The organism is Mesorhizobium sp. ZC-5 (assembly GCF_025753855.1).
Taxonomy (GTDB): domain Bacteria; phylum Pseudomonadota; class Alphaproteobacteria; order Rhizobiales; family Rhizobiaceae; genus Neomesorhizobium.
Genome location: NZ_JAOWPT010000013.1, coordinates 89667 through 103849 on the forward strand (window position 1 = coordinate 89667; position 14183 = coordinate 103849).

The 14183-nt window shown below is 63.3% G+C and carries 13 protein-coding genes; 11 read left to right on the forward strand and 2 right to left on the reverse strand.

What is annotated here, in order from left to right; translation table 11 throughout:
- The first annotated feature begins 101 nt into the window (after nt 1-101).
- The 8 genes from OHD58_RS25335 (at nt 102) to OHD58_RS25370 (ending at nt 7828) form a co-directional block, all read left to right on the forward strand.
- Nucleotides 102-1274 carry an acyl-CoA dehydrogenase family protein gene (locus OHD58_RS25335; RefSeq protein WP_263806450.1) on the forward strand — a complete coding sequence of 391 codons (1173 nt, stop codon included), beginning with the start codon at nt 102-104 and terminating at the stop codon, nt 1272-1274.
- Between the two features lie 30 nt (nt 1275-1304).
- Nucleotides 1305-2513: an acetyl-CoA C-acetyltransferase gene (locus tag OHD58_RS25340; RefSeq protein ID WP_263806452.1), complete on the forward strand. Its 1209-nt coding sequence runs from the start codon at nt 1305-1307 to the stop codon at nt 2511-2513.
- 5 nt (nt 2514-2518) lie between these two features.
- Entirely contained in the window at nt 2519-2896 is a 378-nt protein-coding gene (locus OHD58_RS25345) for a YciI family protein (protein WP_263806454.1), read from the forward strand.
- The gene (locus tag OHD58_RS25350; RefSeq protein ID WP_263806455.1) at nt 2893-5112 is read left to right on the forward strand and encodes a 3-hydroxyacyl-CoA dehydrogenase NAD-binding domain-containing protein; all 2220 of its coding nucleotides are present in this window, start codon (nt 2893-2895) and stop codon (nt 5110-5112) included. Before OHD58_RS25345 ends, OHD58_RS25350 begins: the two co-directional genes overlap by 4 nt.
- Nucleotides 5113-5283: 171 nt before the next feature.
- A complete protein-coding gene (locus tag OHD58_RS25355) occupies nt 5284-5826 on the forward strand; it encodes a thioesterase family protein (RefSeq protein ID WP_263806456.1) in 543 nt (180 codons plus the stop codon).
- Between the two features lie 92 nt (nt 5827-5918).
- The gene (locus OHD58_RS25360) at nt 5919-6284 is read left to right on the forward strand and encodes a nuclear transport factor 2 family protein (RefSeq protein WP_263806457.1); all 366 of its coding nucleotides are present in this window, start codon (nt 5919-5921) and stop codon (nt 6282-6284) included.
- Nucleotides 6285-6402: 118 nt separating this feature from the next.
- Complete coding sequence (locus tag OHD58_RS25365) at nt 6403-7053, forward strand: helix-turn-helix transcriptional regulator (protein WP_263806458.1); 651 nt, start codon at nt 6403-6405, stop codon at nt 7051-7053.
- Nucleotides 7054-7060: 7 nt separating this feature from the next.
- Nucleotides 7061-7828: a thermonuclease family protein gene (locus OHD58_RS25370; protein ID WP_263806459.1), complete on the forward strand. Its 768-nt coding sequence runs from the start codon at nt 7061-7063 to the stop codon at nt 7826-7828.
- A gap of 33 nt (nt 7829-7861) precedes the next feature.
- Here the strand turns inward: OHD58_RS25370 and OHD58_RS25375 are convergent, their stop codons facing one another.
- Nucleotides 7862-9520 (reverse strand): lysine--tRNA ligase, encoded by a 1659-nt coding sequence (locus OHD58_RS25375; protein WP_263806460.1) that lies wholly within the window; start codon nt 9518-9520, stop codon nt 7862-7864.
- Between the two features lie 145 nt (nt 9521-9665).
- Here OHD58_RS25375 and OHD58_RS25380 point away from each other — a divergent pair, with 145 nt between their 5' ends.
- On the forward strand, nt 9666-10079 hold the full coding sequence (locus tag OHD58_RS25380; RefSeq protein ID WP_263806461.1) for a tellurite resistance TerB family protein: 414 nt from the start codon (nt 9666-9668) through the stop codon (nt 10077-10079).
- An 11-nt stretch (nt 10080-10090) separates the two neighbouring features.
- Nucleotides 10091-10903: a sterol desaturase family protein gene (locus tag OHD58_RS25385; protein ID WP_263806462.1), complete on the forward strand. Its 813-nt coding sequence runs from the start codon at nt 10091-10093 to the stop codon at nt 10901-10903.
- Here the strand turns inward: OHD58_RS25385 and OHD58_RS25390 are convergent.
- Nucleotides 10890-11732, reverse strand: coding sequence for a transporter substrate-binding domain-containing protein (locus OHD58_RS25390; RefSeq protein WP_263806463.1), 843 nt, complete (start codon nt 11730-11732; stop codon nt 10890-10892). The two genes, OHD58_RS25385 and OHD58_RS25390, sit on opposite strands and share 14 nt — an antisense overlap.
- Nucleotides 11733-12205: 473 nt before the next feature.
- Between OHD58_RS25390 and OHD58_RS25395 the strand changes: the two genes are divergently transcribed.
- Nucleotides 12206-14173, forward strand: a complete 1968-nt coding sequence (locus OHD58_RS25395) for a glycosyltransferase family 2 protein (RefSeq protein WP_263806464.1) — start codon at nt 12206-12208, stop codon at nt 14171-14173.
- Nucleotides 14174-14183: the final 10 nt, after the last annotated feature.

The window sequence follows — 14183 nt, forward strand, 5'->3', positions numbered from 1 at the left end:
GGAATGCGGCCGGCCAATCTCCCCACCTGTGGGGGAGATGTCCGGCAGGACAGAGGGGGGCAACGTGAAGCGCTGACCTCTGGAACGAGAGGTTTCTGAGCATGGCAACCAATCCCGCCGACATACTCGAACTCCCCAAACCCGTATGGGCGGCCGACGAAGTCACCATGCTCTACGACATGGCGTCGCGTTTCCTGTCGGAAGAAATCGCGCCGCATTACGACACCTACGAGAAGAACGAGATCGTCGAACGCTCCGCCTGGGAAAAGGCTGGCGCGGCCGGCCTGCTCTGCGCCTCGATGCCGGAAGAATATGGCGGCGCCGGCGGCACCTATGCGCATGAGAGTGCAATTGCCGAGGCGATCGGCCATGTCGGCGTCGACGGTTTCGGCATCGCCCTGCACAATTCCATCGTCGCGCCCTACATCCTTCACTACGGCTCCGAGGAGCAGAAGAAGAAGTGGCTGCCCAGGATGGCAAGCGGCGAACTGATCGGCGCCATCGCGATGACCGAACCCGGCGCCGGCTCCGACCTGCAGGGCGTCAAGACCCGCGCCGAGAAGGACGGCAACCACTACCGCATCAACGGTTCGAAGACCTTCATCACCAATGGCCAGAACGCCAATCTGATCATCGTGGTGGCCAAGACCGATCCGACCAAGGGCGCCAAGGGCACCTCGCTGATCGTTATCGAGACCGACGAGGTCGAGGGCTTCGAGCGCGGCCGCAACCTCGACAAGATCGGCCTCAAGGCCAACGACACCTCGGAACTGTTCTTCAACGACGTGCGCGTGCCAACCGCCAACTTGCTCGGCCACGAGGAAGGCCAGGGTTTCGTCCAGCTGATGCAGCAACTGCCGCAGGAGCGCCTTCTGATCGCCGGCCAGGCCATCGGCATGATCGAGCGGGCGCTTGCTGTCACCGTGGACTACGTCAAGGAGCGCAAGGCGTTCGGCAAGGCCGTGGTCGAGTTCCAGAATACTCAGTTCAAGCTGGCCGAGCTGAAGACCGAGGCCACCATCGGCCGCGTGTTCTACAATGATTGCGTCAAGCGCCACCTGAATGGCGGGCTCGACCCGGTCACCGCGTCGATGGCGAAATACTGGCTGACCGACCTGCAGTGCAAGATCGTCGACGAATGCCTTCAATTGCACGGCGGCTATGGCTACATGAATGAATATCCGATCGCCCGCATGTACCGCGACGCCCGCGTCCAGCGCATCTATGGTGGCACCAACGAGATCATGAAGGTGCTGATCGCGCGCTCTCTCTGAGCCGCCGCACCGGAACCAAGGAGCAGAAAAATGGCTGACGTATTTGTCTATGACGCCGTGCGCACGCCGCGCGGACGCGGCAAGAAGGACGGTTCGCTGCACGAAGTGCCGGCGGTGCGTCTCGGCGCCAAGGTACTGGAAGCGGTGCGCGACCGCAACGGTCTCGACACGGGAACCGTCGACGACATCATCTTCGGTTGCGTCGACCCGGTCGGCGAGGCCGGTTCGGTGATCCCGCGCTCGGCAGCCTTCGAGGCCGGTTACGACAACAAAGCTCCGGGCATGCAGATCTCGCGCTTCTGCGCCTCGGGTCTCGACGCCATCAATTTCGGCGCCGCCAAGATCGCTCAAGGGGCGGACGAGATCGTGATTGCCGGCGGCGTCGAATCGATGTCGCGCGTCGGCATGGGCATGTCGGGTGGCGCCTGGTTCATGGACCCGTCGGTCGGCCTGCCGGGCTATTTCGTGCCGCAGGGCGTCTCCGCCGACCTGATCGCCACGAAATACGGTTTTTCGCGCGACGACGTCGATGCGTACGCCGTAGAGAGCCAGAAGCGCGCCGCAAAAGCCTGGGAAAAGGGGTACTTCAAGAACTCGGTCATCCCGGTGAAGGACCAGAACGGCCTGATCATCCTCGATCATGACGAGCACATGCGGCCGACCACCGACATGCAGGCGCTGGCGTCGCTCAATCCGTCCTTCACCATGCCGGGCGAGATGGGCGGCTTCTCCGCCGTCGCCATCCAGCGGCATCCGGAAGTGGAGGAGATCAACTACGTGCATCATGCCGGCAATTCGTCCGGCATCGTCGATGGCGCCGCTGCCGTGCTGCTCGGCTCCAAGAAGGCAGGCAAGACGCTCGATGCCAAGCCGCGCGCGCGCATCCGCGCCTTCTCCAACATCGGCTCGGAGCCGGCGATCATGCTGACCGGTCCGGTCGACGTGACCGAGAAGCTCCTGAAGCGCGCCAAGATGAAGCTCGAGGACATCGACCTGTTCGAGCTCAACGAGGCCTTCGCTTCCGTCGTGCTGCGCTATATGCAGGCGTTCGACATTCCGCACGACAAGATCAACGTCAACGGCGGGGCGATTGCCATGGGCCATCCGCTGGGCGCCACCGGCGCGATGATCTTTGGCACCGTGCTCGACGAACTGGAGCGGCGTGACCTCAACACCGCGCTGGTGACACTCTGCATCGGCGCCGGCATGGGGACCGCGACCATCATCGAGCGCGTCTGAAAACGATGAGCGACGGCCGCCAGCCCTTCATGCTCATCCTGACCCTGCGGGAGGATCTGCGCGATCCCGCCAGGTGGACGGATGCCGAGCGGCAGGCGGTCGGCGCGCATTTCGAGATGCTGCAGCGCGAGGCGGCGGCCGGCAACATGCTGCTGGCAGGCCGCTCGGACGAATACCAGGCGGACGGCCACATGCATCCGGACGTGATGGGCATTGGCATCTTCCTCGCCAATTCGCGCGAGGAAGCTGAAAAATTCATCGCCGCCGATCCGGCGGTCGTCGCCGGCGTGATGAGCGTGCGGCTGCACAAATTCAACCTTGCCGTTCACGCGGATGCCGCGACTTGGACAGCACTTTCCGAACAGGACGGGAGTTCCCGATGAGCTACAAGAATTTCACCCTCGACGTCGACGCCGACGGCATTGCGCTCGTCACCTGGGACATGCCGGAAAAATCGATGAACGTTTTCAACGAGAGCGTCATCGAGGAGCTTGACCAGATCGTCGGCAAGGTCGCTTCGGACCCCGCCATCAAGGGCGCCGTCATCACATCGGGCAAGGAGACGTTTTCGGGCGGCGCCGACCTCACCATGATGCGCCGCATGCTCGACCTGTTCGAGGCGGAGAAAGCAAAGGACGGCCAGAAGGCGGTGAAATTCCTGTTCGACAATGTCGGCCGCATGACCGGGCTGTTCCGCAAGCTGGAGACATCGGGCAAGCCGTGGGTTTCGGCGATCAACGGCACCTGCATGGGCGGCGCCTTCGAAATGTCATTGGCGTGCCATGGCCGTGTCGCGGCCGACAGCGAAAAGGTGAAGATGGGCCTGCCGGAAGTAAAGGTCGGCATCTTCCCAGGCGCCGGCGGCACCCAGCGCGTGCCGCGCCTGGCGCAGCCGCAGGAATCGCTGCAGATGCTGACCTCCGGCCAGAGCCTGACGCCGCAGAAGGCCAAGGCCATGGGCCTGATCCACGAGATCGCCGAGCCGGCGAAGCTGGTCGAGACCGCCAAGGCGATGATCAGGAACGGCCTCAAGCCTGTGCAGCCTTGGGATGAGAAGGGCTTCAAACTGCCCGGCGGCCCGATCTACTCGGCCGCGGGCGCCAATCTGTGGCCGCCGGCAATCGCCATCCTGCGCCGCGAGACCTCCGGCAACTACCCGGCTGCCAGCGCCATCCTGAAATGCGTCTATGAAGGCTTGCTGGTGCCGTTCGACACCGGGCTTCGCATCGAGCAGCGCTACTTCACCGAAATCCTGCAGACGAAGCAAGCAGCGGCGATGATCCGCTCGCTGTTCGTGTCGCTGCAGGAACTGAACAAGGGCGCGCGCCGTCCGGCCGGTGTGCTCGACAGCAAGTTCAAGAAGATCGGCGTGCTCGGCGCCGGCTTCATGGGTGCCGGCATCGCCTATGTGACGGCCAAGGCCGGCATCCCGGTGGTGCTGCTCGACCGCGACCAGGAATCGGCCGACAAGGGCAAGGCGCATTCGGACAATTTGATCTCGGAGCAGGTCAAGAAGGGCCGCGCCAAGCCGGAGGAGAAGGAGAAGCTTCTGTCGCTGATCACGCCGACCGCAGACTATGCGGCGCTCGATGGCTGCGACCTGGTCATCGAGGCGGTGTTCGAGGATTCCGAGGTCAAGAAGGTGGCGACCGAGAAGGCGGAAGCCGTGCTGAAGTCGTCGGCGACGTTCGCCTCCAACACCTCGACCATTCCGATCACAGGCCTGGCGAAGAACTCGGCGCGGCCGAAGAATTTCATCGGCATCCACTTCTTCTCGCCGGTGGACAGGATGATGCTGGTCGAGATCATTCTGGGCAAGAAGACTGGCGACAAGGCGCTTGCCGTCGCAATCGACTATGTCCGGGCCATCAAGAAGACGCCGATCGTCGTCAACGACACGCGCGGCTTCTACGTCAACCGCTGCGTGCTGCGCTATATGGCGGAAGCCTTCCAGATGCTGATCGAGGGCGTGCCGGCGGCGATGATCGAGAACGCCGCCAAGATGGCCGGCATGCCGGTCGGCCCACTGGCGCTGACCGACGAGACGGCGATCGACCTTGCCCAGAAGATCATGAAGCAGACCATCAGGGATCTCGGCGACAAGGCGGTTGACAAGGAGCAGTTTGCGCTGATCAACACGCTGGTCGACAAGCACGATCGCCGCGGCCGCAAGAACGGCAAGGGTTTTTACGATTATCCGGCGAAGCCCGCCAAGAAGCATCTGTGGGCGGGCCTGAAGGATCTCTACAAGCAGCAGGATCCCGACAGGGTCGACGTCAACGAACTGAAGCAGCGCTTCCTCGCAACCATCGCGCTGGAAGCGGCGCGCGTCATGGAAGAGGGCATCGTCACCGACCCGCGCGAGGCCGACGTCGGCTCGATCCTCGCCTTCGGCTTCGCGCCCTATACGGGCGGCACGCTGTCCTACATCGACGGCATCGGCGCCAAGGCCTTCGTCAAGATCGCCAAGGGCCTGCAGAAGAAATACGGCAGCCAGTTCAAGGCACCGAAGCTGCTCGTCGACCTGGCCGACAAGGGCGAGACGTTCTACGAGCGTTTCGATCCTTATGCGAAGCAAGAGGCGAAGAAGGCGGCGTAACCAGGATGAGTTTTCCTCTCCCCGTCTGCGGGGAGAGGATGCCGCCCGGCGACAGGCTCAGGAGGCAAGTGAGGGGCGGGCATACGCGCTGGAGATGTTCGCGCTGCCCTCATCCGGTCCTTCCGACCACCTTCTCCCCGTGAACGGGGAGAAGGAAGAACGGAGTTTCCCATGTATGTCTGGGCACGCCTCGCCAGGATGGCGCTCACCGCGAAACGCCGCGGCCGCTACCGTATGGGCGAAGAGAGCCGGCTGACCTTCCGCTGCCTGCCGACCGATATCGATACCAACCTGCACCTCAACAATGCGCGCTACATGATGCTGGCCGATGTCGGCCGCATCGACATCTTCATGCGCGCCGGGCTGCTTGGCCTCGCCCGCCAGAACGGCTGGGCGCCGATGATGGGCGGGCTGCAGGCGGTCTATGTCCGCGAGATCAGGCTGTGGAAGAAATTCGAGGTCGTCTCCACCGTCGAGACCTGGGAGGATACCCAGGTCATCGGCCGCCACCGTTTCGTGCTCGAGGACGGCCGGACCGCGGCGCTGGTGATGACCACCGCAGGTATCTACGACTTCGGCAACCGCAGTTTCATGCAGATCGACGAGGTGATCGGCAGGCTCGGTCACAGGATCACGCCGCGCCCGCCGACCGAGGCGGAAAAGATCTTCATGGCCTCGCATGGCAGATTGCGCGAATTGGCGAAGCAGGGCTGAATGGTGGCTGCGGTGCGGTATGGTGCCAAGATCGTCTTGATCCCATTCAGCGACTGCTTTGCCTTGCGCGGGTATTGCAAGTGAGGACGACAATGACATTGGAAGAGACTGTCGATCTCTATTGCTCGGCGTGGTCGGAACCTGACCGGGAAAAACGGTTGGCTGTCCTGCGGGAGGTTTTGACGCCTGAGGCGACCTATGTCGATCCGCGAACAGATGTGGAGGGTCATGAGGCACTTGCCGCTCATATCGAACAGGTATTGGCGACCAGGCCTGGAGCGCGGATTGCTCGCACCAGCGTGGTTGACGTGCACCACGATCGGGCCAGGTTTGCCTGGCACCTTGTCCAGAGCGACGGGACGACACTACCCGGGATCGACATCGTCGAAATCGATCTCGCGAGCGGCAAGCTCAGATCGATCCTTGGCTTCTTCGGCCCATTGGTGGAACTGGGCTAGGATGTGTCGATATTCAGGTGCAGGCCTGCAATCCGCGCCTTTCTTTCTGGACAAGTCATGTTGGCCGCGTTAGATAGTTAAAAAGGTATTTTTTCCTGTTTTCAGGGGGAGCACAGCCATGCTCTCGCATGAGCGCGTTTGGGCTGCGATCGACGCCTTGGCCGAACGTTATTCGCTGTCGGCATCTGGGCTCGCCAAGCGTGCCGGGCTCGATTCGACGGCCTTCAACAAGTCGAAGCGGCTGTCGTCGGACGGCCGTCCGCGCTGGCCGTCGACCGAGTCGCTCGCCAAGATCATCGAGGCGACGGGTGCATCGCTCGACGAATTCCTCGGTCTTGTCGAAGGCAAGCCCCAGCAGCCCTCGGGCGCATTGCCGCGCCAGGGCCAGTCGGTTCCCCTTTTGGGTTTCGCGCAGGCCGGCGCCGGCGGCTTCTTCGAGGATGGCGGCTTTCCGGTCGGGCAGGGTTTCGACATCGTCGAGCCGCCACTGCGGTCGGGTGACAATTCCTATGCGCTGAAAGTCCAGGGCGATTCCATGCTGCCGCTCTACCGCGACGGCGACGTGCTGATCGTCGAGCCGGGAGCCACCGTGCACAAGGGCGACAGGGTTGTCGTCAAGACGCTCGGCGGCGAGGTGATGGCCAAGATATTGGCGCGGCGGTCGCCGAAAGCGATCGAACTTCTGTCGCTCAACCCCGATCATCCGAACCGTGAAATCCCGGTTCCCGAGGTGGAGTGGGTTGCGCGCATCGTCTGGGCGAGCCAGTAGGCCAGGCATGCGACCAGCCATCGCCCTTGGCGCCGTGGCGTCGATCGCGCTTCTCTGTCTGGGCATCGTTGCCGGCGGACGCCACATTTCCGACGCTGAATCGGCGACGATATCCGTCGAAGAGATCGACCCAGCAATGATGGACATGCTGGAGCCCGATGCCGAGGCGCCGGCGGACGAATCCGGCTCCGGTGCCGCCGTCGAGCAGCCGGAGGCGCAAACGCAGCCGTCGCCCGAGACCACCGCCGGGTATCAGCGGGTCGGACCGCGCAAGCCGCTGAGCGAAATCAGCCAGCCGCCACCGCCGAAAAGGCCGGACGACTGGGAAGGCACCACGCTCTATCGCCCCGTCGCCGATACTGCCGGCACGTTCGAGGCGATGGGCTATGCAGTGACCATAGCCGGAACGGACACGGTCGGTGCCGGTGAGGTGTGCGATTTCAAGGGCGAGCGCTGGCCGTGCGGAGTGCGTGCCCGCGCCGCGTTCCGTGCTTTCCTGCGCGGTCGAGCCGTAACCTGTGCCGTACCGCCGGAAACAGCGAGCGGCGCCGTTACCGCCGAATGCCGTGTCGGCAAGCAGAATGTCGGCGAGTGGCTGGTCGAAAACGGCTGGGCCCGCGCCGCTCCGGGCGGCCCTTTTGCCGAACTCGGCCAGAAGACCCGGTCGGCGGCGAAAGGCATCTTCGGCCCGCCGCCGAGTACGGCCGGTTTGCCGCCAGCCGCCACGCTGGTTCCGGCCGAGCCTGCCGTCATTCCCGAGTTGCCGGCGCAGTAGCCCGCAACGAAACGCTCGGCCTGCCAGTTCGGATCAGGCCGCGAGCTTTCCCTCCACCGCCTTGTCGATCAGCGCGCGCGTCTCCTCGATGCCGTAGAGCGCGACGAAGGAGCCGAAGCGCGGCCCACGCTCCTGTCCGATCAGCACCTGGTAGATCATCTGAAAGAAGGCGCCCGAGACACCCGGCCCGCCTTCCGGGCTCTGCTTCGAGTGATCCTGATAGCGCGGGATGGCACGCGCTACATTCAGCAACGCGTTCTGGATCACCACGCCGTCGGCGTCGGCAGGAAGACCGCCGAGCGCTTCCGACATCTGCGCCAGCGCCTCGCGCTCCACGTCGTCCGCGGCGCGATAGACCTTCGTGGGCCGCACGAAATCCTCGAAGTAGCGGATCGCATAGCCCACCAGCCGGTCGAGTTCCGGATGCGTGGCAGGCGTCACGCCCGGCGCATGCCGCGTGATGAACCCCCACAGCACGGCGCTGTTCTGCGCGTTGGAGGCGCTCACAAGGTTGAGCAGGAGCGCGAAGCTCACCGGCAGGTCAATCACCGGCGGGTTTCCGTTGTGGATGTGCCAGACCGGATTGCCGAGGCGCTCCTTCCAGTCCTGACGCGGATAGGCGGCGAGGAAGGAATAGTATTCGTCCACCGCCTTCGGGATGACGTCGAAATATAGCTTCTTCGCCTGCCGCGGGCGCTGGAACATATAGAGCGCCAGGCTCTCGGTGGTCGCGTAGGTAAGCCACTCGTCGATGGTGAGGCCGTTGCCTTTCGACTTCGAAATCTTCTGGCCGTTCTCGTCGAGGAACAGTTCGAAGACGAAATGCTCCGGCGCGCGGCCGCCGAGGATCTCGCAGATGCGGTCGTAGACCGCCGCGTTGGTCTGGTGGTCCTTGCCGAACATTTCGAAGTCGACGCCGAGCGCTGCCCAGCGCATGCCGAAATCCGGCTTCCACTGCATCTTCACTGCACCGCCGGTGACCGGCAGCGTCGTCTCGGTTCCGTCCTCGTCCTCGAAGGTCACGGTGCCGGCCTTGGCGTCGACATGCTTCATCGGCACGTAGAGAACGCGGCCGGTGGTGGGCGAGATCGGCAGGAACGGGCTGTAGGTCGCCTGCCGTTCGGGGCCGAGCGTCGGCAGCATCACCTTCATGATGTCGTCGTAGCGCTCGGCTGCGCGCAGCAGCACTTCGTCGAAACGGCCCGACTTGTAATATTCGGTGGCGCTGGCGAACTCGTAATCGAAGCCGAAGGTGTCGAGGAAACGCCGCAGCCGCGCATTGTTGTGGTCGCCGAAGGACGGATATTCGTTCGAGAACGGGTCCGGCACGCTCGTCAGCGGCCTGTGCAGATGCGCGCTCAGCATGTCCCGGTTGGGCACGTTGTCCGGGATCTTGCGCATGCCGTCCATGTCGTCGGAAAAGCACAGGAGCCGCGTCTTCACCTTGTCTTCGGTCAGCACGCGAAAGGCATGGCGCACCATGGTGGTGCGTGCCACCTCGCCGAACGTGCCGATGTGCGGCAGGCCGGACGGACCGTAGCCGGTCTCGAAAAGGACTGTTTCGGGAAAGCCGGAGCGTTTGTAGCGGTCGACGATCTTCCGTGCTTCCTCGAACGGCCAGGCGCGGCTTTCCGCGGCTGCCGCGATCATCTCGGGCGTCAATTGGATCGTGTCGGAACCGGTTTGTGGCATTCCATTCGTCCTGTTTTCCTGCTGTAGCCGGGCAGGCGCGCCTGCTTTATGCGCCGCGGCCAAAAGCGTCAACGATCGCGGCGGTTTTTCCTTGCGGCTTAAGGGTCGCGTTCCTAACTTCGGTACTTCATCCACGGGAGAAGACATGCGTTCACTGACCGCCCACGAGGCGCTGATCTATGTGATGGTCATCACCTCGGCCTCCGATCGCGACATGACCGACGACGAACTGGCTCGGATCGGGCTGGTGACGAGGTCCTGGCCGGTGTTTGTCGATTTCGACGAAGGCAAGCTGATCGCCATTGCCAAGGACTGCCAGAAGCTGCTGCATGACGGGAAGAGCCTGGACGGAATTCTGGAACGGGCGCGCAAGGCCATCCCCGAACGCCTGCATGACACGGCTTATGCACTTGCCATGGAAGTCGCCAGCGTCGATCTCGAGATGCGCATGGAGGAAGTGCGCATCATGCAGCGGCTGCGCCAGCATCTAACTCTCGACGACGAGACGGCGGATGCGATCGAGCGGGCCTCCAAGGCGCGCCATCGCATGCTGACCTGAACGGCGTGGCGATGGCTGGCCTTGCCGTATCCGAGCCGGTCATCCGCATTGCCGCGTTCCTGCTGATCTTCGGCTCGCTTGCAGCCTTCGAATTGTGGTCGCCGCGCCTTGAACGGCTTGAGATGACCGGCGCGCTTAAGACCAGGCGCTGGCTGACCAATCTTTCCATGGTGCTGATCTCGTCGGCGATCCTGCGCATCGTCTTTCCCGCGGCGGCGGTCGGGGCGGCCGTCTGGGCCGAGGTCAACCAGTGGGGCCTGCTGCGATGGCTGGGCGTCGACGGTCTTGTTGCCGGTGTTCTCTCCTTCGTCGTCCTCGACTTCGCCGTCTGGCTGGAACATGTGGCGAGCCACAAGATACCGCTGCTGTGGCGTATCCACCGCATGCACCATGCCGACACCGGTTTCGACGTGACGACCGGACTGCGGTTCCACCCGCTGGAGATCCTGCTCTCGATGCTGTGGAAGGCGGCGATCGTCGTGGCGCTCGGCGCGCCGGTGCTGTCGGTCCTGGTTTTCGAGATCGTGCTGAACGCCACCTCGATGTTCAACCATTCGAATATCAGGCTGAGCGCAACGACCGATCGGACCTTGCGGCGAGTATTGGTGACGCCCGACATGCACCGGGTCCATCATTCCAGCGAGCGCGATGAGACCGATTCCAACTACGGCTTCAACTTCCCGTTCTGGGACCGGCTGTTCGGCACCTATGTGCCGCAGCCGAAACGCGGACATGAGGCCATCGACATCGGCCTTACCGCCTATCGCGGCGCCGGGCCGGCGCGGCTTTTCTGGGGCCTGATGCTGCCGTTCAGAAAAAGCTGACCGGGAAATAACGCAGGTAGAGTTCGGCGAAAATGCCCTTCACGTTGATCTGCTGAAGCGCGTAGTCGAATGCGTGCGCAAGCAGCGGATCGTCCTTGACCGTCGCGACGGCAAGCCCGGTGCCGAGATATTCCGGCGCCAGGTAAGGACCGCCCGCAAAGCGGCAGCAGGCACTCGAATCGGAGCCGGAAAGCCAGAAGGCGAGCCGCATTCCGTCGCCGAACGCAGCGTCGATCTTGCCGGCCTTGAGGTCGTCGAAGACCCATTCCTGCTTGATGTAGGTGACCACTTTGACGTCCGGGAAATAGTCGCGCAGCATGCGTTCATGCGCCGATCCGGCGATCACGCCGACGCGCTTGCCTGCCGATCGCTGATGGACGGGTTCGGAAATCGTGGAAGCCGACGGCACCACGAAACGCGCCGGAAATTGCAGGTAGGACCGTGAGAAGCCGTATTTGGCGCGCGTTTCGGCGGTGACGGAAATGCCGGCGACGATCGCTTCGCCTTGTTTGTCGGCCAGTGCGGTGTCGAGTTCGCCCCATGGCAGCGCCTGGATCTGGCACTTGTCGAGGATGTCGAGCTCGGCGCAGATCGCGCGCGCCAGGTCGATATGGAAGCCGGTGAGCCGCCCGGAACCGTCGAGGAAGTTGAAAGGCGGGAAATCCGTGGTGGTCAGGAAGCGCACCCGCTGCACGGCTGTCATATCGGGTTTGGCCAGCCTTTCCCGCGCATCCCAGAAAACCGGGATCGACGGCTCCTGCGCCTGTGCGCTGCCGGCGAGGATGCAGGCGATCCAAAGCGAGGCGAAGAGGGCCGCGATAGGCTTCACGAATTCGGTCTCCGGGACGGCGCCAAGGCCGCTGTGGCCGGAAATCAATACCGGCAGCGGTCCGCTGTCAATGCGATGAAACGATACGACGCAAAGTTGAATTCAACGCGGCGAAACAGCTTGACAGTGTTCCGGTCATTTTACAAAACTGTAATACAGAGGGTCGGATACAGAAGAAAATCCACCAAATAAAGTATAACAACATCTCGACTTGGCGATTGCCATCTAGATGCGAAGACGGCGGGTTTGAACTGATCGGACGGTTATGTCAGGCGGTTGGGGGGCTGCCTATCCACTAATCGGGAAGAACGCTTGCGGCGATTGTGCTGCTTGGGCGAAGCGGGAGGCATGCACCTTTTGTCGTGCCTGCGACCGTATCTCGAAATCCGTCCGCCAGCGTGAGGCGCGGTCGGACTGAACAAATGACAAACACGCGGACTGCTCGGGGCTCCACCTGATCTGGAATTTGCGCGATGAGCCTCGCGGAAACCCGCATGCCGTTCGACCGGCCGGAAGGTGCAGCAGACCGGAAGCCGGCGCTGTTGGGCGATTTGCAGCCTTCGACAGCCGGCAAGCGCGCCTCCGGCCTCGAGGCGGCGCTGCATTTTCCAGAACTGGACGACTGGGAGGGGATTTTCGATCGCCTGGCGATCTCCGGGCTGACGCGCACCCACATCGCAACGCGCGCCCGTGTCAACGGCGTGCCGCTGCTTCAGGAACTGCATGCTTCCGGCATGGTTTCGGAAGCCGCCCTCTTTCGCGCGCTGGCCGACGAACTCGGTGTCACTTACGTCGATCGCATCGACCCGGAAAAACTTGTCATGCGTGACAGCGACAGCGTGGCTCTGCTCGGCCGCCAGCCCGGCGCCGCGCCGGTCGGTCTGCGCGAAAACGTCGCCATGAATGTCGTCGCCGCGATCGAACGCCTGGACGTGCCAGCATTGAAACACCGGCTGCTGCGGGCGCCGGAGCTGAGGCAGCGGCTTAGAATCGCCTCGCCCTCCGCCTTGCGCAAAGCCCTCTTCGAACGGGCATGCGCGGCACTCTGCCAGCGCGCGGTAAATCGGCTTTGGGAAACGCAACCGGACTGTTCGGCGCGGTTCGTGCTCAACTTGTGGCAATGCTTCCTGCTCGGGGTCTTGGCGGTCGCCTTGCCTCTCGCTGTGGTTGCCCATCCGGCGAGCACATTCCTCGGCTTTCATCTGGTCTCGTCATTCATCTTCATCGCCTGCATAGGCTTGCGCTTTGCCGCCATTCCCGCGCTGGCTGGTTCGCCGCCATTCGTCGCCAGGCCCATGGCTGCCGAGGACATGCCTGTCTATTCGGTGCTGGTAGCGCTCTACAAGGAAACCGAAATCGTGCCGCAACTGCTGGTCGCTCTCGGCAATATCGTGTGGCCGCGCAGCAAGCTGGAGATCAAGCTGGTTTGCGAGGCGGACGATCACGGCACGCTCGCCGCGATCCGCGCGCAGCCGCTTCGCCCTTGGGTCGAGGTGATCGAAGTGCCGGTGTTCGGGCCGCGTACCAAGCCTAAGGCGCTGGCCTACGCGCTGCCGGCGGCGAGCGGCGATTATGTGGTCCTCTACGATGCTGAGGACCGTCCGGACCCGCTGCAACTGATCGAGGCCTGGCAGCGCTTCGAGGCAAGCGATGGCAGCCTGGCATGCGTGCAGGCGCCGCTGGAGGTGGCCAACGGACACAGGAGCATCACTGCCCGCATGTTCGCGTTCGAATATGCGGCGCTTTTCCGCGGGCTTCTGCCGTGGCTTGCCGGTCAGCGGTTGCTGCTGCCGTTGGGCGGCACTTCAAATCACTTTCGGCGATCGGTGCTCGAGGAGGTCGGCGGTTGGGATCCATACAACGTCACCGAGGATGCCGATCTCGGCCTTCGGCTTGCCCGCTTCGGCTACCGCACGGAAACAATCAACTCTCCCACCTATGAAGACGGTCCGGAAGATTTTGCGACTTGGGGGCGGCAACGCACACGCTGGTTCAAGGGCTGGGCGCAAACCTGGCTGGTGCATATGCGTAATCCGCTGCGGCTGAAGCGCGAACTCGGCTTTCGCTCTTTCGCGATCGCCCAGATTCTGTTCGCCGGCATGCTGGCCTCGGCTTTTCTGCATCCTCTTCTGGCCGCCAGCGCCGTATTCCTGGCCGTCAATCTGGTGCTGGAGCGCGTCAGCGGCACCGGCCAGTCGATCATGCTCGGACTGGATATCGCAAGCATCTGCCTCGGCTATCTGTCTTTCCTGTTGCTGGGTTGGAGAACCCTGTCGGACAAGGAACGGAGGGGCTTCTGGCGCGTCGTGGCGTTCATGCCCGTCTACTGGCTGATGATGTCGGTCGCTGCCTGGCGTGCGCTCTGGCAGCTTTACCGTGATCCGCATCATTGGGAAAAGACGCCCCATTATCGCTCCGCACGCCGCCGCGCGGCTCCTTAGACAAGCCGCA